This is a genomic window from uncultured Tenacibaculum sp. (assembly GCF_947498805.1).
Taxonomy (GTDB): Bacteria; Bacteroidota; Bacteroidia; order Flavobacteriales; family Flavobacteriaceae; genus Polaribacter.
This window is the reverse complement of the sequence record NZ_CANMLT010000002.1, coordinates 254,164-273,926: the sequence shown is the minus strand read 5'-3', so window position 1 is coordinate 273,926 and position 19,763 is coordinate 254,164. Positions and strand designations below refer to the sequence as shown.

21 protein-coding genes are annotated in these 19,763 nt (G+C 29.3%); 16 read left to right on the top strand and 5 right to left on the bottom strand.

Annotation, left to right across the window (positions count from 1 at the left end; all coding sequences use genetic code 11):
* The first annotated feature begins 1 nt into the window (after position 1).
* Both Q0873_RS04270 and Q0873_RS04265 read left to right on the top strand, forming a co-directional pair.
* Complete coding sequence (locus Q0873_RS04270) at positions 2–1,045, top strand: M14 family zinc carboxypeptidase (protein ID WP_299104589.1); 1,044 nt, start codon at positions 2–4, stop codon at positions 1,043–1,045.
* 87 nt (positions 1,046–1,132) lie between these two features.
* On the top strand, positions 1,133–1,612 hold the full coding sequence (locus Q0873_RS04265) for a winged helix-turn-helix transcriptional regulator (RefSeq protein ID WP_299104588.1): 480 nt from the start codon (positions 1,133–1,135) through the stop codon (positions 1,610–1,612).
* A 49-nt stretch (positions 1,613–1,661) separates the two neighbouring features.
* Here the strand turns inward: Q0873_RS04265 and Q0873_RS04260 are convergent, their stop codons facing one another.
* From Q0873_RS04260 to Q0873_RS04250, 3 genes are all read right to left on the bottom strand, one after another.
* Positions 1,662–2,366, bottom strand: a complete 705-nt coding sequence (locus Q0873_RS04260; protein WP_299104587.1) for a pseudouridine synthase — start codon at positions 2,364–2,366, stop codon at positions 1,662–1,664.
* A gap of 89 nt (positions 2,367–2,455) precedes the next feature.
* Positions 2,456–2,851 (bottom strand): DUF6438 domain-containing protein, encoded by a 396-nt coding sequence (locus Q0873_RS04255; protein WP_299104586.1) that lies wholly within the window; start codon positions 2,849–2,851, stop codon positions 2,456–2,458.
* Between the two features lie 87 nt (positions 2,852–2,938).
* A complete protein-coding gene (locus Q0873_RS04250; protein WP_299104585.1) occupies positions 2,939–3,943 on the bottom strand; it encodes a putative zinc-binding metallopeptidase in 1,005 nt (334 codons plus the stop codon).
* 110 nt (positions 3,944–4,053) lie between these two features.
* Here Q0873_RS04250 and Q0873_RS04245 point away from each other — a divergent pair, with 110 nt between their 5' ends.
* From Q0873_RS04245 to Q0873_RS04235, 3 genes are read left to right on the top strand one after another with little or no spacing between them, the layout of a single operon-like run.
* Positions 4,054–4,563, top strand: coding sequence for a sigma-70 family RNA polymerase sigma factor (locus Q0873_RS04245; RefSeq protein ID WP_299104584.1), 510 nt, complete (start codon positions 4,054–4,056; stop codon positions 4,561–4,563).
* 47 nt (positions 4,564–4,610) lie between these two features.
* Complete coding sequence (locus Q0873_RS04240) at positions 4,611–5,528, top strand: FecR family protein (protein ID WP_299104583.1); 918 nt, start codon at positions 4,611–4,613, stop codon at positions 5,526–5,528.
* A 3-nt stretch (positions 5,529–5,531) separates the two neighbouring features.
* The gene (locus tag Q0873_RS04235; RefSeq protein WP_299104582.1) at positions 5,532–8,105 is read left to right on the top strand and encodes a TonB-dependent receptor; all 2,574 of its coding nucleotides are present in this window, start codon (positions 5,532–5,534) and stop codon (positions 8,103–8,105) included.
* A 54-nt stretch (positions 8,106–8,159) separates the two neighbouring features.
* Here the strand turns inward: Q0873_RS04235 and Q0873_RS04230 are convergent, their stop codons facing one another.
* Together Q0873_RS04230 and Q0873_RS04225 are read right to left on the bottom strand one after the other, a co-directional pair.
* On the bottom strand, positions 8,160–9,485 hold the full coding sequence (locus Q0873_RS04230; protein ID WP_299104581.1) for a peptidoglycan DD-metalloendopeptidase family protein: 1,326 nt from the start codon (positions 9,483–9,485) through the stop codon (positions 8,160–8,162).
* On the bottom strand, positions 9,478–9,861 hold the full coding sequence (locus Q0873_RS04225; RefSeq protein ID WP_299104580.1) for a BlaI/MecI/CopY family transcriptional regulator: 384 nt from the start codon (positions 9,859–9,861) through the stop codon (positions 9,478–9,480). The genes Q0873_RS04230 and Q0873_RS04225 overlap by 8 nt, the downstream gene beginning before the upstream one ends.
* A 190-nt stretch (positions 9,862–10,051) precedes the next feature.
* Here Q0873_RS04225 and Q0873_RS04220 point away from each other — a divergent pair, with 190 nt between their 5' ends.
* The 11 genes from Q0873_RS04220 to Q0873_RS04170 all read left to right on the top strand — a co-directional run bounded on the left by Q0873_RS04220 (position 10,052) and on the right by Q0873_RS04170 (position 19,754).
* Complete coding sequence (locus Q0873_RS04220; RefSeq protein WP_299104579.1) at positions 10,052–10,204, top strand: hypothetical protein; 153 nt, start codon at positions 10,052–10,054, stop codon at positions 10,202–10,204.
* 190 nt (positions 10,205–10,394) lie between these two features.
* Positions 10,395–11,492, top strand: a complete 1,098-nt coding sequence (locus Q0873_RS04215; protein ID WP_299104578.1) for a type 1 glutamine amidotransferase domain-containing protein — start codon at positions 10,395–10,397, stop codon at positions 11,490–11,492.
* A 30-nt stretch (positions 11,493–11,522) separates the two neighbouring features.
* Positions 11,523–12,584 carry an AraC family transcriptional regulator gene (locus tag Q0873_RS04210; RefSeq protein WP_299104577.1) on the top strand — a complete coding sequence of 354 codons (1,062 nt, stop codon included), beginning with the start codon at positions 11,523–11,525 and terminating at the stop codon, positions 12,582–12,584.
* Positions 12,585–12,789: 205 nt separating this feature from the next.
* A complete protein-coding gene (locus Q0873_RS04205; protein ID WP_299104576.1) occupies positions 12,790–13,293 on the top strand; it encodes a sigma-70 family RNA polymerase sigma factor in 504 nt (167 codons plus the stop codon).
* Between the two features lies 1 nt (position 13,294).
* Complete coding sequence (locus tag Q0873_RS04200) at positions 13,295–13,552, top strand: hypothetical protein (RefSeq protein ID WP_299104575.1); 258 nt, start codon at positions 13,295–13,297, stop codon at positions 13,550–13,552.
* A 63-nt stretch (positions 13,553–13,615) separates the two neighbouring features.
* The gene (locus Q0873_RS04195; RefSeq protein WP_299104574.1) at positions 13,616–14,209 is read left to right on the top strand and encodes a sigma-70 family RNA polymerase sigma factor; all 594 of its coding nucleotides are present in this window, start codon (positions 13,616–13,618) and stop codon (positions 14,207–14,209) included.
* Positions 14,206–14,637, top strand: coding sequence for a hypothetical protein (locus Q0873_RS04190; RefSeq protein WP_299104573.1), 432 nt, complete (start codon positions 14,206–14,208; stop codon positions 14,635–14,637). The genes Q0873_RS04195 and Q0873_RS04190 overlap by 4 nt, the downstream gene beginning before the upstream one ends.
* 64 nt (positions 14,638–14,701) lie before the next feature.
* A complete protein-coding gene (locus Q0873_RS04185) occupies positions 14,702–15,079 on the top strand; it encodes a hypothetical protein (RefSeq protein WP_299104572.1) in 378 nt (125 codons plus the stop codon).
* 105 nt (positions 15,080–15,184) lie between these two features.
* Positions 15,185–16,948, top strand: a complete 1,764-nt coding sequence (locus tag Q0873_RS04180) for a serine hydrolase (RefSeq protein WP_299104571.1) — start codon at positions 15,185–15,187, stop codon at positions 16,946–16,948.
* 236 nt (positions 16,949–17,184) lie between these two features.
* Positions 17,185–18,633 (top strand): serine hydrolase, encoded by a 1,449-nt coding sequence (locus Q0873_RS04175; RefSeq protein ID WP_299104570.1) that lies wholly within the window; start codon positions 17,185–17,187, stop codon positions 18,631–18,633.
* A 119-nt stretch (positions 18,634–18,752) separates the two neighbouring features.
* The gene (locus Q0873_RS04170) at positions 18,753–19,754 is read left to right on the top strand and encodes a metal-dependent hydrolase (RefSeq protein ID WP_299104569.1); all 1,002 of its coding nucleotides are present in this window, start codon (positions 18,753–18,755) and stop codon (positions 19,752–19,754) included.
* The last annotated feature ends 9 nt before the right edge of the window (positions 19,755–19,763 follow it).

Below are 19,763 nucleotides of genomic sequence, written 5' to 3'. Positions count from 1 at the left end.
TATGGAGCTAACGTTAAAATCTTTAGAAGAAAGTTATCTATCTATTAAAGAGAATGAGCTTTCCGGTAGATGGATAACCATTGAGAATGTTTCTCCTTTAATTGAAAAGCATAAAGCAGTATTTCAAACTGAACAAATTGGTAAATCTGAGCAAAACAGACCTATATATAAGTTTAGTTTAGGTACCGGTGCTAAGAGAATCTTAATTTGGAGTCAAATGCATGGTAATGAAAGCACTGGTACAAAAGCAGTATTTGATTTATTAAACTATTTGATAAAATTTAAAGAATCAGAGGTTGTAAAATCGATATTAGCACATTGTACAATACAAATTATTCCATTGTTAAATCCAGATGGAGCAGAGGTATATACACGTGTTAATGCAGATAATATTGATCTAAATAGAGATGCTGTCGATTTAAAGGCAGTTGAGAGTAAACTACTTCGAAAAGTTCTAGATGATTTTAATCCACATTTTTGCTTTAATCTTCATGACCAACGAACCATATTTGGAGTAGAAGGAACAAAAAATCCAGCTAGTATTTCATTTTTAGCTCCTTCTGAAGAAGAAACGAGAAAGTTAACAACGGGTAGAATTCAAACAATGAATGTAATTGTAGCAATGAATAGTTTGTTACAAGAAATTATTCCAAATCATATTGGAAGATATACTGATGAATTTTATCCTACTGCAACTGGAGATAATTTTCAAAAATTAGGACACAATACAATCTTAATAGAAGCTGGACATTATAAAGAAGATTACGATAGGGAAGAGGTAAGAAAATTTAATTTCTATGCCCTTATACAAGGTTTATTTCATATTTCAATTGAAAAAAAGTTTGATAAATATGAAGAGTATTTTGCTATACCAAACAATATCAAGAACTTCTATGACGTAATTCATAGGAATGAAAATAAAGAAAAAGAAATAGCATTTATGTATGAGGAAAAAGTAGAAAATGGTACCTTTGCACTGATTTTAAAAGAGGTTGAAAAAGGGGATTTATCTAATTTTAATTCCCATAAAGAATTTAATAAATAGGATTAATTATTGAATTTTTAACAACAAAGTTCTTTTTATCTTACAAAAAAATCATACATTAGCAATAATACTTGAAGAAAACAAAAAATGAAAAAGTTTGTATTAGATGAGATTGATCATCAAATTTTAGACATTCTGATTGAAAACGCACGCACACCATTTACCGATATAGCAAAGAAGTTATTGGTATCTGCTGGGACAATTCATGTTCGTGTTAAGAAAATGGAAGATGAAGGAATAATTCAAGGGTCTACTTTGACTCTTAATTATGAAAAAATGGGATATTCTTTCATTGCTCATGTTGGAGTTTTTTTAGAGAAAACCTCTATGACGCAACATGTTCTTGATAACTTGCGTTTGATTCCAAATGTAACTGTAGCATATGTAACAGCCGGAAAGTATAATATTTTCTGTAAAGTAAGAGCGAAAAACACTGCTCATGCTAAAGAAATTATTTATGCAATAGATGAAATTCATGGAGTAAGTAGAACTGAAACTATGATTTCATTAGAAGAAAGTATCAACGACAAAAAGCGTATGATGCACGCAATTTTTAAGGAGATATAAGTTTTCAAACGATTATAAATAAAAAGGGAAGTCAATTTGACTTCCCTTTTTATTTTATAGATATATCCCATTTAAAAGCTTCTTTTATTTTTATCCAATGATTTGGAAATGGAGTTTTTAAAATGACTTGTTTATTGGTATATGGGTGTGTAAATTCTAGTGAATAAGCGTGTAAGAATAGGTTATTACAATCGAACTTTTCTTTAAACATATGATTATGATTGTTATCACCATATTTAGGATCCCCAATAAGAGGAAAGCTAATTTTATTCATATGAATTCTTAACTGGTGCAACCTTCCTGTCTTTGGAGTTAGTTTAACAATGCTGTAGCGAGCTGTATTGTATGGAGTAACAGGTATGTTTATCTCTATAGATTCCTTAGTTTCCAAATGTGTCTCAGCATCTTTATATACATTACTATCTCTTCCTTTTACTGGTGTGTTTATTAAAAGTTCTTGAGGACTATATCCTCTCACAAGACCATAATATATTTTTTCAATTTTACTATTGTAAAACAGTTGTTGAAACTCAGCAACAAATTCTGGAGCTTTAGAAAGTAAAATTATACCAGAAGTTTTTCGATCTAGTCTATGTAAAGGATAAAGTTTGTGTCCTATTTGACTATATAATAATTGAATTAAAGAAGCTTCTTCAGAAACATTTTTAGAATAATCTGAATGATGTACTAACATATTATTGGGTTTTGATACACCAATAATAAAATCATCCTCATAAATTATTTCTAAATTCATATATATTTATAATTAGAAACAAAAATAGCTTGTTTGCATAAAAAAAGCCTTGCGATAACAAGGCTTTTTCATTAAAACTTAAAATAAAATTATGGGTTTACTTTTTCAAGGAAATCAAGCAATTCTTTTAATTTGTTTCTATCTTGAAGAACCATCTCTTTCCCTTTATACTTTAATATAGTATTAGGAATATCTCTTTTAAGTTTGTCCTTCACAGAAAAGTTTAATTTATTTAATTCTCCTTTTAAAAATTTTAATTCGTTAGCGCTAAGTTTTAGCTCTTTTTTACCTATTACATTTACATTTTCAAACCCTTCGTAATAGATGGTTCCATTTTCATGAACATACATATCAAAAACAGGACATTTACCTAAACATCTAGTCTTACCATAATAAAGTAGAATGTTACTTTTAGCTTCTTTATGAGTGCTACAACTAGATAATACTAATGCAAGAATGAAAATGATAGATTTATATTTCATCATAATTTACTTTCTTTAAAAGAGCATTACTAAGGAATATTGAAGGGATGAGAGTGGGGTATATTCTTCTTAGTAATGCTTATAAATATTTTAGTGTCTTCTACATTTAGTTTTAAAAGGGTTTCCAAATGTATTTGCTTGTTTCCATTTACCTGGTTCTGGTAATTTAAATGCTACACTGTTCCCTTTACCTCTTAACTTAAGGTTCTTTCTAATATGATCTCTAAATTCAATTAATTCAGATCTGTTATACATTAATAGTATCTTCTTTTCGGCAATAGTATTTCCGCTAGGTTTCTCTTTTCTAGTAACAAATGTAGCAAATACTTCTGCTATATCTTCTCCAGGGTTTGTAGATGCATATTGAGTTACATATCTATCCTTATACTTATCATAAAAACTTTGCTGAGCGTTTTGGTCTGCTTGGGCTGCTTTATATTCAGACCAAATGTCTTTCCAATACTTATTATGCAACTCATTAATATATGAGTTCTCCTGAGCACAACCTTCTCCAGGGAAGTAATTAGTACAGTTTTCTTGGGTAATAGAAGAATCAACTTGAGATTTTTCTAAAGTCAAAATATGTCCAAACTCATGAATAATAGTGTAGACTAATTCACCTCCTGCATTAAAACCACCATCGAAAGCAGAGTCAATAGCTATTCCCATTATCCAACTAGATAAATCAGATTTAATCTCAGCTACAAAACCAGCACTTCCGGCTTTTTGTCCGCTATAAATTACGAACTGTCCCATTTTATCTCTTTGGTTTTTAGGAACAACTTTTTTAACTAAATCCCAAATTTGATTATGCTTGGCAACATCTTTTTGATATTCTAAATCTACACCAGTAACTTTGTAGTCTTTAATTTTTTCAATATTATCACCATTTACTTTGTATAAAGTAATTTCTCCATTTTGTCCAACTTCCTGACCAGTACTTCCTGTGTTTCCTGAAGAAGTACCACCTCCGCCAGAGTTTGTATTACCTGTAGAAGATGCTGGAACTATAACTTGATCTTTACTACAAGCATTAAAAGCCACAATAGATATAGCTAAGAAAACTATAGCTAATATATTTTTATAATTTTTCATAAGGGTTCTCTTGTTTTTAATGTTTAATTTTTTACCGCGGCTTATATGCTTAAAAACAACTACATAAAAAAATACCCTACTTTTTTATTTTTTTGGTATGTTTGCTCCATATGGAAAAAACCGATAATGTATGTAACCCAAAAGTTTTTGAAGATGTGTTCAAAAAGAACGCAGAATCATTGAGAAACTTTATGTACTACAAATGTGGAAATATGGATCAAGCAGAAGATTTTGTTCAAGAATCTTTTGTTAAATTGTGGGATAATTGCAGCAAAGTAATCGAAGAAAAAGCAAAGTCTTTTTTGTTTACTGTTGCAAATAATTTGTTTTTAAATAATGTAGCCCATAAAAAAGTGGTTTTAAAACATCAGAAAATAATTAAACCTAGTATTACAAACGAATCCCCCGAGTTTATTTTAGAAGAGAAGGAATTTTTGGTAAAATTGGAAAAGGCTATCCAAGATTTACCAGAAAAACAAAGAGAAGTTTTCTTGTTAAACAGGATAGACAAGAAGAAATACAAAGAGATTGCTGAACTGTTGGGGATATCAACCAAAGCAGTAGAGAAAAGAATGTCTCAAGCTTTAAAGACGCTTCGAGAAAAAATTGGGAAAATATAGGTAGGGTAAAATTAAAATAGGCTGTTTAAGTCATAAAAAGGATAAAGATGAAACATAACTACGATGATACTTTTTTAGCACGTTGGGTTAATAATGAGTTAACTCAAGACGAATTATCGGAGTTCAAGAAGTCTGAAGATTATAATATTTATAAAAGAATAATAGAAACATCTTCTGAGCTATCTGTTCAAAGCTTTGATGAACAAGAATTGTTTAATAAGGTAAAAACGAAATTATCTAATAAGAAAGAAACTAAAGTAATCAGTTTAAAATCGAGATGGATTTATACTGTAGCTGCCTCTATAGCAATATTATTAGGTGGTTTTTACTTCTTTAGTTCATTAGATAAAAGTTATACAACTGGTTTTGGTGAACAATTAGCTATTTTACTTCCTGATAATTCAGAATTGATGTTAAATTCTAAGTCAACCGTTTCGTTTAATAAAAATAATTGGAGCACTAATAGAAATATTAATTTAAAAGGTGAAGGCTTTTTTAAAGTAGAAAAGGGACAAACTTTTACGGTAAACACGGCACAAGGTAATGTTAAAGTGTTAGGAACTCAGTTCAATGTAATTAATCATGATACCTATTTTGAGGTAACTTGTTACGAAGGAAAAGTAAGTGTTTCTACTTCTAAAGATGATATTATTTTAACCAAAGGAATGGGATATAGGATGATGAACTCGTCAAAATCTGAACAGTGGAATTTTGATTTTTCATCTTCAAAATCATGGATTACTGGAGAAAGTTCTTTTGAAAGCACCCCTTTAAGTGAGGTTATTAAATCTCTTGAAAATCAATACAATATAAAAATAAAAAACACAGAATCTGTTGATCTAAATCAGCGTTTTACTGGAAGCTTTACACATAGTAATTTGGATGTTGCGCTAAAAACAGTTTTTGTTCCTATGAAAATAGATATTACATTTACAGATGAAAAAACAATTTCATTGGTAAAGTAATAGATGCATAAAAGACTATTCGGAATACTTTTTCTTTTCTTTTGTAGTTCGTTATTGTTTTCGCAACAAAAGAATATTAGAAACGCGCCTTTAAAAGAGGTGCTTTTGTTGTTAGAAAAAAAACACCAAGTAAAATTTTCTTTTTCAGATAAAATAGTATCAAATAAAAAGGTTTCATTAAAAATTAATGAAACTGATTCTATTGGTTTTGTAATAAAAAAACTAGAAAGAAAAGCTTATATAAGTTTTTCTAAGATAACAGAGCGTTATTATACTATTACAGCTTTAGAAAAGGTGAATATCTGTGGATTTGTAAAAGATATTCTAAACGGTGAAATTTTAGAGGGTGCGACCATAGTTAATGAGAAAAAAAATAAGGCTTCTATAACAGATGAAAATGGATATTTCGAATTAAATAATGTCTTGTTAAGTGACAAGATTGTTATTTCATATGTAGGTTATACTCCAAGAATAATTTCCGTATTAAAACTTCAAGATGCTGGTAGATGTTTAGATGTTAAAATTCGAACCAATAGTTCTTTGTTATCTGAAGTTTTGGTTGAAAATTATCTAACCAGTGGAATTAATAAGAAAAAGGATGGAGCGCTAGTTATTCAACCTCAAAAATTAGGAATTTTACCAGGTCTTGTGGAACCAGACGTATTACAAAGCTTACAATTAATTCCTGGTATACAAAGCCCTAATGAAACAGTATCAGGACTTCATATTAGAGGAGGAACGCCAGATCATAATTTGATTCTTTTTGATGGAATTAAGATTTATAATTCGGCACATTTTTTTGGAATGATTTCAGCATTCAATCCTTATATAACAGAGAGCGTAAAAGTTTATAAAGGAGCTTCTGGAGCTCAATATGGTAATCATACCTCTGGTGTAATTGATATTGAAACAGGGACAGAAATTGCTGATAAAGTCTCAGGAGGAATTGGAACAAACTTAACGCATGCTGATGCGTATTTCAAGATTCCGTTAAGTAAAGACTTAGGAGTAAACTTTTCTATTAGACGTTCTTATACCGATCTTATAAATACACCAACTATTGATAAAATTTCTAAGAAAGTATTTCAGAATACAATTATTGAATCTAATAAAGAGAACCCATCTAGTTTGGTAGATAATGAAGATACTTTTTATTTTATAGATCATAATATAAAATTTAATTATAAAGCTTCTGAGAAAGACTTTTTATCGATTAATCAATTACATACTAAGAATAAATTAGACTACTTATTTAATTACGATAGAGGTAATTTTGTAACAAGAGATATTTTAGATATTAAAAACTATGGAGTAAATCTTAATTGGGAGAGAACGTGGTCTAGTAAAGTATCTCAAAAGACAAACATTATTTATTCTAATTATGATTTAGATTATACCTACAATGGAGAAGTTAAAGTTGGTAGATCATATACAGAATCTTCTGTTAAGAGAAATTCCATAAAAAGTATTGGATTTAATACAAGTTTAAAGACTCAGTTAAGTGAAAAGAGTAGCTTGCATTTAGGATATAATTATGTTAACAATGAAGTTGGGTATGTATTAGGAAGAACCTATTCTAATTTACCTCAGTTTGATTACTTTATAGATCAAAATGGGCATGATAATATCCATGCGTTTTTTCTAGAGTATATCTTCCGAAATGATATGTTTTCTTTGAATTTAGGAAATAGAATTACACATTTTTCTAAAACGAATACAACGTTTTATTCACCAAGATTGTATTGGGAAGCGATTGTATCAGATGAACTTTCTATAAAATCATCTTTTGAGCATAAACGACAGAATATTAGTCAATTATTGGAGTTTACTACGTCAGATTTTGGTTTAGAAAATCAGGTGTGGTTACTTTCAAATGAAAATTTTCCAATCTTAAAGAGTAATCAATTTACACTTGGTTTTACCTATAGAGAAAATAGATGGACTTTCGATTTCGAATATTATAATAAAACAATTAATGGTTTAACCTCTTTTGTTAGTGGATTTAATAGCGTTCAAGAAGAATTTTCAAGTGGTAGGAGTGACATTAGCGGATTTGATTTGTTAATTAAAAAGAGTTGGAGAAATTATAGCTCTTGGTTAAGCTATGGGTATCAAAACAATGAGTTTGTTTTTGAAAGTATTAATAATGGGAATGGTTTTCCAGGAAATTTTGACTCTACGCACAACATAAATTGGACACATAATTTAAAGCTAGGTAAATTCGATTTTTCTTTAGGCTGGAATTATAAAACCGGAATTCCGTTTACCGATGCAGTAGGAATTAATAATAATCTTCAGATTAACTTTGATTCAAAAAATGCACAACGTTTAGATAATTACGAGCGAATTGATTTCTCTTCAACCTATAGTTTTTATTTTAGTGATAATAAAAAGTGGAAAGGAAAGGTGGGAATATCTTTACTAAATATATTGGACCGAAGAAATACATTGAGTAGAGATCATTCGGTTTTATTTAATTTTGATAGCTCTACAAATACTCTTTTCCCATCGATAAATACAGTAGATAATATATCTCAAGGATTTACTCCAAACTTTGTTTTTAGGGTAGATTTCTAAATTTAAGTCAAAAAAAACCACCTCATTCGAGATGGTTCTAATTAAGTTATTTTTTTAATCTTCAATAAGATCTAAAGGATCTAAATGTTTATCATTTAAACGTACTTCAAAATGTAAATGTGGACCAGTAGATAAGCCTGTATTTCCTACATAACCAATAACTTCTCCTTTAGTTACAGTTTGTTTTTCTTTTATCTTAAAACTGTCTAAATGTGCATACCATGTTTGGTATCCATCAGCATGATTAATTACAATTAAATTTCCCCAAGCTTTTTGGTTAGATGCTTTCATAATTACTCCATCTGCAGAAGCAATAATAGGGGTTCCTGTAGGAGCCTTTATATCTACACCCTGATGTATCTTTTTACTAGTTTTCTTTGAAAATCTACCTTTCTGACCATATACACTACTAATATCATTTCTACTTTTATTCTTTACAGGAAATAAAAAAGGAGGGTGTGTACTATGTAAAGTGCCATAACTGAGATTCTGTACTAAGTCTTTGGCTTTTATAGGTTTTGTAAAGGCAAAACATAGTGCAATTGCACATACAATTAGTAAAGAATAACTGAGCTTGTACATTCTTTTTGTTGGATTTTTAGTGATCATATCTATTCGCTTTTTGATTACAGATTGGTTGAAATAATTGTATAAATTATTTGAGGGTTGGAAAGTGATATTTTCCAATAACGCATATAAGTATGCCGATTTTTTAACTTTTTTGTTTAAAACCCATGTATCTGCTTGGTATTCATGGATAGATTTTAGAGATTTTCTATAGGAATAAACTAAAGGATTAAACCAAAAAAACAGCATATATACTTCAGAAAAGAAGACATCTAAACTATGTTTTAATTGTGCATGTGCTTTTTCGTGCTCAATAATAAGTGTATAGTCTTTAGTATGTTGTTCTTTTGAAATGAATATCCAATTAAAAAATGAAAAGGTGTTAGGTTCATTGATGTAAACAAAGCAAAAACCATCTTCAATTTTAGATATTGATTGGTCCTTCACATCAAAAATTAATTTTATGGATAAAACCATTCTTATAAATAGTATAGTTACTACAACTAAATAAGCATAAAAGCATAGCTCGATAAAATTGAAGGATTCACTATCTACTTTATCTAATGTATGAGTTATAATTTCCTTTCCATCAGCAACAAAATGGTTAAACTCAGGTATAAGAATGACCGATGATGAGATCTTAGGAGCTAAGGCATAAGAAAAAGGAGCTATTATGGCTAATATTGGTATGATGAGTAAAATATATCTATTTAACCTATAAAAGGTAGTACGGCTATATAGTATCCAATACAGAAGGTATAAAATAGAAAACACAATACTACTTTGTATTAAATATGTTGAAAAGCTACTCATCTTGATCCTTTAAATTTTCAATTTTTTCTTCAATAATATGCTTGATTTCCTCTAATTCAGATAAGTTAAAATCTTCATTTTCTGTGAAAAACAAGGCAAACTTACTCTTAGAGCCACTAAAAAAATTACCAATAACATTTTTAAAGTGTTTTTTAAAATATTTCTCTTTGGAAATAGCAGGGTAGTATTCTCTAACTTTTCCAAATGTATTAAAGCTTAAAAAACCTTTTTTAACCAAAACACGTACCACGGTAGAGATTGTAGTATACGCTGGTTTTGGTTCTGGAAACTGTTCAACAATATCCTTTAAGAAAGCTTTTTCAAGTTTCCAAACGTATTGCATTATTTGCTCTTCTGCTTTTGTGAGTTCATTCATACTGCAAATATAGTAGTATTTTTTATTTATAACTATATTTATAGTAATAAAACTATTTTTATAGTTATATGCTATTTTTCTATAGGGTAACGTCAGCTAATTTTATGGTAATTCCTTACTTTTATTACGGTTTTTTAAACCATACTTTACTAATAAGCAATTAAATTTGAGCAACTTTAAAATTTTTATTATGCTAAAAAATGTTTCAAATTTAGGAACTGTGTTAAACAAGACTGAGCAAAAGTCTGTAAGTGGTGGTTGGATTTATGTGATGTGCCATACATGTACACCATTACCTCCAGGTTATGTATGTATGAATCAAGTTTTTTGTGGAGATATATAGATAGTTCCAAATAACAAAATATAAAAAGCGGTGTATGCCGCTTTTTTTTATTTAAAAACTTAAATAAAAAGAAGATGAGATATTTTTCTGCATTTTAAAATGATAAAAAACTCTGACGAAATTATCATTTCGACATAGTAAATGGTTTTTAATTAAGTATTTGGCTGAAAATTTAAAAATCATATTTCACATGTTTAAAAAGTACAGAATTCTTAAATGGATAGGAATCTTTATCGCATTTTTACTAATAATTACTACTTCATTTATCTTTTGGTTGCGTAATGTATTACCATCGAGAGATGCCAATTTGGAACAAACACAAACCAAGGACCTTGTTTATTTGTCTGAGAATATTATTCCAAAACGAGGAAAAATACTAGCAGTAGTAACAAGTACTGATACCATGGGAAATAGTGGAAAAAGTACAGGGTATGAATTAACCGAATTAGCTCGTGCCTATTATGTTTTTGAAGCAAATGGTTTTGAAGTTGATGTTGCTAGCCCAAAAGGAGGGGAAGCCCCAGTAGTTATAGACGATGAAGATATGGGAGCATATGATTTTGCCTTTTTAAATGATCCTATTGCTCAAAACAAAACAAGTCATACAATCCCAATAGATGACGTAAATCCGGATGACTATAGTGCTATTTACTTTGTAGGAGGAAAAGGAACCATGTTTGATTTTCCTAATAATAAAGTTTTGCAAGGAATTGTTAAAGACTATTACCAATCGAATAAAGTCATTGGAGCTGTATGTCATGGTCCGTCTGCGTTAGTTAATGTTATGTTAGACAACGGACGACCACTTCTAGAAAATAAAAAGGTAAGTAGTTTTACAAATGAGGAAGAGCTTTTATTAATTTCTGATGCTAAATCTATTTTCCCTTTTCTACTTCAAGATAAACTTATTGAACAAGGAGCGAGTTTTAATGAAGGAGTGATGTATTTGGATAAGATTAGCCATGATAATAATTTGATTACGGGCCAAAATCCTTGGTCTACATGGAGTTTAGCTGAAAAAATGATACTACAATTGGGGTATACATTAAAGCCTCGTCAAATCACAGGAGAAGAGAATGCGGTAAAAGTATTGATTGCTTATCATAAAGAAGGAAAGCAAAAATCTAAAGAAACGATAGAAAGGTTAATCTTAAAAGAAAACCAAACAATTGATAGAGTGTTACTTGCCAAACACGGTATTATTGCAGCAATGAAAGTAAATATAGGAGATTTTGTAAACCTTTTAAGTTTAGTGTCAGTTGCTAAAAATTGTGAAGCTAAAAAGTGAAAATATGCCTACATTTGAGAAAACAGTTATATGAGTTTTTTAGACATACTTCTCATTATTATTAGTAGCGCAGGGCTTATACATGGAATTACATTTGCTATTCACTTTGTGTTTTTCAAAAAGAAGAAGACAATTACCAATTATTTGTTAGCATTGATTCTTGTGTTTATGGCTTTTAGAATAGGTAAATCTGTAATGTTGAATTTTGGAAATAATTTAGAGCCAGTTTTCATCTTTACAGGTTTGGCTTTTTTGTTATTAATAGGTCCATTTTTGAGGTGGTATGTTGTTGGAATGACACGTGTTAATTTTAAGTTACCTCGCTTATATTTTTTAGAATTACTTCCCTTTGCCTTTATTTTCTTTGCAAGTTTTTTTGCTCCAAAAAACGGATTTGACACTAATGACAAACAAGTTATAATTGTATTTGGAAGTGCTTTAATTTTTATTTATCTACATTTTGCCTTCTATATTTTTTTAGCATACAGAGTTTTAAAGAACAAGCAGAAGGAAATGATTACAGAAACACTGACAAAATCTCATAAAGCCATATTTGCATGGCTTAACTTAGTTTTGATTGGCTTTGCGGTAATTTGGGTATCATATTTTTTTAATATAGTTGAAGACGCTGTTCCTTATATTATTGGACCAATTATCTATTCTTTTGTAGTATACTATTTAAGTTTCAAGGCATTTCAGTTTAAAATTACAGATATTGATGGAAATGTGTTTAAACCTAATAATGATAAAGTTTTGTTTGATCGAATATCAAACTTAATTGCCAATGATAAATTGTACCTAGAAACCACTTTGTCGCTTGCTAGTTTAAGTAAATTGATCGAAAAGAGCACGCAAAAAACTTCAGAAGTAATTAATCAATATGCTAAACAAAATTTTAACGACTTTATCAATTTTTATAGAATCCAAGAGGCTAAGAGTCTTTTAGAAAACGAAAAAAATAAAAACTTTACCATAGCATCTATTGCATTTGATGCAGGGTTTAGTAGTTTGTCTTCTTTTAATTATGCTTTTAAAAAATTTGAGGGTATGACACCATCATCCTATAGAAAGAGCTTAAAGACTTCTGTTTAGTATCGTTATAACTTTTTCCTAACAAATTTGTTCAATAGTAATGATAATATTGTTTGTCTCTATTTATCTGTTTATCAGCTGTTTACTGTTTGTTTTGAGTTGAAAAACACAATAAAATTATCGAATAAATAGAATTTAGTTTACTTTAATTGTCATATTTCAAAACTTTCTGTCACTAAGGTTAATAGAAAGAAGTAAAAACAATATGCAAAATCAACCAAATCAAACTTTTGAAGAGCTCATAGAAGTAAATAAGGGTAGAATATATCGAATTTGTAGAATTTATGCTGTAAATCCAATAGAACCCGAAGATTTGTTTCAGGAAGTAGTTTATCAAATATGGAAATCCTACGCAAGTTTTGAAGGGAAGTCAGCTATTAATACATGGATTTATAAAATAGCCTTGAATGTTTGTATCCGTTTCAAAGAGAAACTTAATAAGCGAAACGATAAAACCATTCGATTGAATGCTATTCATGTTATACCTAAAGAAACTACCAATACTGATGATGATGAAAAGTACAATGCCTTACGAAATTGTATTTCCACATTGAAACCCATAGATAAATCAATTGTAGTCTTATCATTAGAAGAACTTCCGTATAAAGAAATAGCTAAAGTAACCGGATTATCAGAGAATCATATTGCGGTAAAAATGAGACGAATACGAAAGGTATTATTGAATTGTATCACGAAAAAAAATAAATAAAATGGAAAATAGAGAAGAACAAAAGACATGGGAAGACATTAAGAATATTTGGAATAATTCTTCTGAAAGCAAAGAGATTAATATTCAAATGTCTGAATTACTTATTGAGTTAAAAGAAAAGACTAGCCAATTTGAAAAAGACGCTATAAAAAAAGATATAGAGTTGATTAAAGGAACAATGAGTCAATTTGAAAAGAACCTTATGAGATCTGGACTCAAGTTTGTCAGAAGAATTTTACAAAAATTTAAAGGAAACTAAATTATTTAAAAATAAAGTTGCAACCTTTTTAAGTCAACTCGGTCTAATCTTTTTGGTTAGAGTATGAAAAAAGAATATTCAACAAATAAAAATTTAGTAAAACTAGTCCTAAAAGGAGATAATGATGCTTTTAAGCAGATTATTCTTAATACACAAGGATTGGTAATACAAATTGTGTATAAAATGATTGATAATTCTTTAGATCGAGAAGATTTAATTCAAGAAATATACCTCAAAGTATATCATAAACTATCCAGTTTTAAATTTAATAGCAAGCTATCTACTTGGATTGGAACGATTGCTTACAATACCTGTTTAAATTTTTTAGAGAAAAAGAAGCTTCCAACAATTAAGGTATTTGATAAAGAGGGGAATGAGTCTTGGAACATGGTAGATAGTTTAATACATACTTCACAAAACCAAACAGACGACTATATTTTTAAGAAAGAGAGACAAATGGTATTAGAGATAGAAATAGAGAAGTTACCTCCAGTATATAAAACATTAATAACACTTTTTCATAAGCAAGAATTAAGTTATGAGGAGATTTCGAAAATAACCAGTTTACCAAGAGGTACTTTAAAAAGTTATTTGTTTAGAGCAAGAAAAATGTTACGAACCAACCTTTTGCACACATATAAAAAAGAAGAATTATGAATACAGAACATGTAAATGACACGCAAATTCAACAATATTTGTTTGATAGGAGCAATTGTGATGTAGAAGTATTAGCACATATAGACACCTGTGAACATTGTATGAGTATTGTAGATGAATATCAAGATATATCTCAAACTGTCAAAGAATTACCTGAACCCGTTTTAGAATTTAATTTGGCTACAAGTATTTTGGAAAATTTACCAGAAACAAAATCTAATAAGAGATATGTTTTGAATAAGAATGCATTTATACTTTTAAGTTTTGGGGTATTGGCAATCCTATTGCATGTTGTTAAGGTTGATTTGATTCATTGGAGTGAAATTGAAAACTTACCTGTTTATTTTACATTGAGCATAGCACTGTTCATTGGAGTATTATCAACACTAGAAATAATAAGCACATTTAAAGGAAAAATGACAGTATAATTTTGTTGGTTGCTTGCAACCTTAAGAGTAGAAAGCTGTCTATTATATTTATAGAATTAGTATTATGAAAGCATTATTTATTACCAAAGAAACCTATATAGATCCAGATGTATATAAAATCATCGTCATTATTTTTCTGATTGTTATTTTCTTGTCCTTTTTTACCACTATGTTAAAGAATATTTTAGATCATAAGATTAAAAAGAAAATGCTCGATATGGAGATTTCAGAAGATGTTATCACTTCTTTTTTGGAAAACAAATCTCAAGAGACCAAACATACCAGTGTAAAATGGTTTTTGGTTTTACTATCAGTTGGTATAGGACTATTTATAACCCAACTCTTTTTGCCATTAGGAATGCACTCTATAGGAATTATGGCAATTAGTATATCCTTAGCTTTTTTAGTGCATGCAGTATATTTAAATCGTATGGGGGAATAGTTCAAACTAAAATTATCTAAAACATTTAATAATAAAATTTTAAACTTCATTAACATGAGGTAATAGAATTGTATGCCCTTGTTTTAATGAACAAAATCAAAAATTATGAGAAAAATTATAAACTTATTGGTAAGTTTTATACTAATTACTACCACATTAATTACGACAAATGCTCAAACTAAGGAAAAGGATTTATCCATTAAAGAAAGAGTAGATAACTATTTAAGTGAAGGCGAGAGGAATGGATTTTCTGGAGCAGTTTTAATAGCTCAAAAGGGCACAATAATTCTTAACAAAGGTTATGGATTGGCCAGTAGAGAAAAATCTATAGCTAATACTCCAAATACTGTTTTTTCCACAGGTTCCGTTACCAAGCAATTTACTGCAACGGCCATTTTAAAATTGGTTGAATTAAATCAACTAAAGCTTACAGACTCTCTTGAATTATTCTTTGATAATCTTCCTGAAGATAAAAGGAAGATTACGATTCATCAATTATTAACTCATTCGGCTGGTTTTATTGATGTAATAAGTAATGGAGATTTTCATCATATACCTACAAAAGAGTTTTTCAAAACTTTATTTCATACAAAGTTGCGCTATACACCAGGAGTAAAATACAAATATTCAAATGCTGGTTATAGCATATTAGCTCGTATTATTGAATTGGTTTCAAAACAATCGTATGAAAGCTTCTTAAACACCTATTTATTTACACCTGCTGGTATGTTACAAACAGGATATTTACTTCCTAAGTGGAAAGAGAACACGTTGGCAAATGGTTATTATAAAGGAATAAAAAATTTAGGAACTATGGTAGCGCGTTTTGAAAGAGATCAAGGAGTTTCTTGGGTGTTAAAAGGAAATGGAGGTATACAGTCTACTCAAGAAGATATGTATAAATGGTATTTAGCACTAGAATCTAACACCATACTTTCTAAAAAGTCTATGAATCTTTTAACCAAGCCGTATATATCGGAACAGGAGGGGAGTAATAAAAGTTTTTACGCTTACGGATGGGCAATATTTAACTCCGATAGAAATACTAAAATCATTACTCATAATGGTTCTAATGGAATCTTCTTTCATGAATTTATGTGGTTACCCAAAGAAGATACTGTGATTATATTTTCAACGAATGCTTATGTAAGGGAAGTAGAAGTGTTGTGGAGATTAGAGAAAATGATATTTAACCAAAATTATACACCAAAACCCATTCAAAAAAGTAGTAATGTCTTTGTATTAAATTTTATTGAAAATAATAGTTTCAAAAAGGTCAAAGAATTAAAAAGTAATTTAAAACAAACTTATGGAGATAGGTTTAATGATTCGAATGTTTTAAATCAAATTGGGTATTTGGCATTAGAGAAAAAAGAGTTATCAGATTGGGCAGTTCCTCTATTTTTAATGAATACTGAATTGTTCCCAAAGAATGCCAATATCTGGGATTCATTAGGAGATGGATATAAAGCAATAGATGATAAAGTAAATGCCATAAAAGCCTATAAAAAAGCATTAGCTCTAGATCCAACTATTGAAGCCTCTAAAAAATCTTTAAAAGCATTTGGTGTTAAAGTAAAAGATAACACAGCCTCTTTTATTAAACTTTCTCCCGAGACTATTCAAAGTTATATAGGAACCTATCAATTGACTTCTGGACATTTTATTAAAATTTTTGAAAAAAACGAAGAGCTATATATTGAATTCCCGGGGAGAACGCCAATGACATTAATTCCAAAGACAATGGTTAAATTTGGTATTGGTAGTAGAAGCACTACATTATCGTTTAATAAAAATAATAGTTCAAAAATAGTTGGTTTTACTATCAATGAAAGTGGGGAACAAATGATTGCTAAAAAAATGGGATAATTAAATAATATGGTTTAGTCTTTAAAAGTGATTTATTTATCTACTTCTAATCTCTGTGCATCTATTTTGTACTAAATGGATTATCGTTTTATTGATTTTTGTGTAATTCTATAAGAATAGTTGGCTGTTTTATAGTGTTTGTAGACAAATTTAAAATTTTATTTCTACAAATGTAAAACATTCTCTACATTTGTAGAGTAATACAAAATGGATTACAATAACTAATAATTAAAACGATGAAAAGATTAATCAAAAAACAAACACTACTATGTCTATTACTATTTGGTTTAATAGTAAACGGATATTCCCAATCACAAAAAAAAGAAATAGAAGATGCAATGCAAAAATTTGTTGCGTTGGATCAATTTTCTGGGACAGTTTTATTAGCAAAAGAAGGAAAGATACTATATGCTAAGGCCTTTGGAGAGGCTAATAAAGAATTTAATAATAAAAACAATCTCGATACAAAGTTTGATATATGTTCAATGGGAAAAATGTTTACTGGAGTAGCAATTATGCAACTGGAAGAGCAGGGGAAATTAAACGTAAATGATCCAGTTAGTAAGTACCTTAAGGAATTTCCTTTTGGAGATAAAATTACCATTCATCATTTATTATCTCATACTTCAGGTACTGGTAATTATTTTAGACATCCAGATTACAGATTAAAGAACAATACATTAAGAGAAGTTGATGAGATGCTACCCTTAGTTTATGACCAAAAGTTGGTATTTAAAGAGCCAGGAGAGCGATTCTCTTACTCAAACTCAGGGATTGTTATTTTAGGAGCTATTATTGAAGAAATTACTGGTGAAAAATATGCTGATTACATTACTAATAATATTTTAAGTCCATTGGGTATGCACAATACCGGAATTAAATACTTAGATGATGTTGTAGAAAATCGTGCTACGGGTTACATAAAATCTATTGCGGGGAAGTTTAATAAAAACACTTTTATTATTCCAACTGCGAATCCTTCTGGAGGAATATTATCAACTGTAAACGACTTATTAAAATTTGACCAAGCTTTATATACAGATAAATTGATAAATGATTCTTCAAAGGAAAAGATGTTTACAGCGATAAAATCTAGGTATGGATATACATTTCAAGTAGATAACAGGTATGATAATAAGATTGTTGGACATGGAGGTGGAGCACCTGGATTTACTTCAAATTTTTCAAGATATTTAAAAGATAAATATGTAATTATCGTATTATCAAATTACGATCGTATAGCACGAGAGGTTGCGCAAACTATAGAAGCAATTATTTATAAAAGAGAATATAGATTTCCAAGAAAAAAATTACCAAATTATGTATACGATAACCAACAGAAGTTAGCATCGTTTAAAACAATAAAAGATATAGCTTCATTTCTTGAAAAGAAAGATTACAAACCAAGGTTCGGAGGAGTTTTAAACTATGCTGGATATGAAACAATGGAAGAAGGAAACATAGATTATGCAATCACTATATTTAAGTTGAATGTATATTTTTTTCCTAATATTCCACAAGTATACAATAGTTTAGCTGAAGCCTATGAAACCAATAAACAATATGACTTGGCTCTAGAGAATTATAAAAAAGCTGTAGATGTAGCTGAAAACAAGAAGCATCCTTTATTAAACTCATTGAAAAAATCTCTAAAAGAATTTCAAGAGAAAAACTTACTTAAATAAAGAAAAGAATCTATAAATAATTCAAGTGAAGTCCATTTTTTAATGGGCTTTTCTTATTCTAGATAAAGGAAAGTAATAATGACTTAATTTAAGTTATTTTTGTGTCTAAATCAGATTCATTGGATTCATTAACACAAATAGTCTTAGGTGCTTCTGTAGGAGAAGCTGTTTTAGGAAAAAAAGCAGGAAACAAAGCCTTGTTATATGGAGCTATTGCTGGTACAATTCCAGATTTGGATGTATTATTTGGTAAATTAACAGATACAGTTACAGCAATAGAATGGCATCGTGGTATTAGTCATTCTCTTGTGTTTTGTATTTTCATGTCTCCACTATTAGGATGGTTGGTTAATAAGATTGAACGGAAACTCAATCTGGGTTGGAAACTATGGAGTATACTGTTCTTTTGGAGTTTGGTAACGCATCCTTTATTAGATGCTTTTACTTCTTGGGGAACTCAATTTTTATGGCCTTTCCAAACTCGTATAGCATTCAATTCAATCTTTGTAATAGATCCACTTTATACAGTACCTTTTTTAGTCTGTACGTTGTTGGTATTACGTTATAAAAAAGAATCTAAAACTAGAAGAAGACTTAATAATACAGGATTAGTCATTTCTACTAGTTATTTATTCATCACTTTAATTATAAAATCTATAGCAACGTTTAAATTTGAGCAGGAATTACAAAAACAAGGTATAGCGTATACAGAAATAAGCACACGTCCGTCAGCTTTAAATACCATACTATGGAATGCCAATATTGATACTCCTGATTATTACTTGATGGGAGAGTATTCCTTTTTTGATTCTAAACCCATTCATTTTAATAAATTCCCAAAGGAAAGAGCAGTATCTAAAGAATTGAATGCTTATTCAAAAGTACAACGTTTAATTGCGATTAGTGAAGGTTGGTATATTATAGAAAAGAAAGATGAAGACTGGTATTTTAATGACCTTAGATTCGGACTAATTCCTAGAAAAGATGGAAGCTCTTTTTTTGTGTTTTCATATCTTTTAAAAGATCAAGATGGGAAATTAGAAGTAAGTGAAGTTCCTAAAACAGATCGAGATGCAAAGTTTTTAATGCAAAGATTATGGAAAAGGTTGAAAGGAAACTAGTAGCCTAAT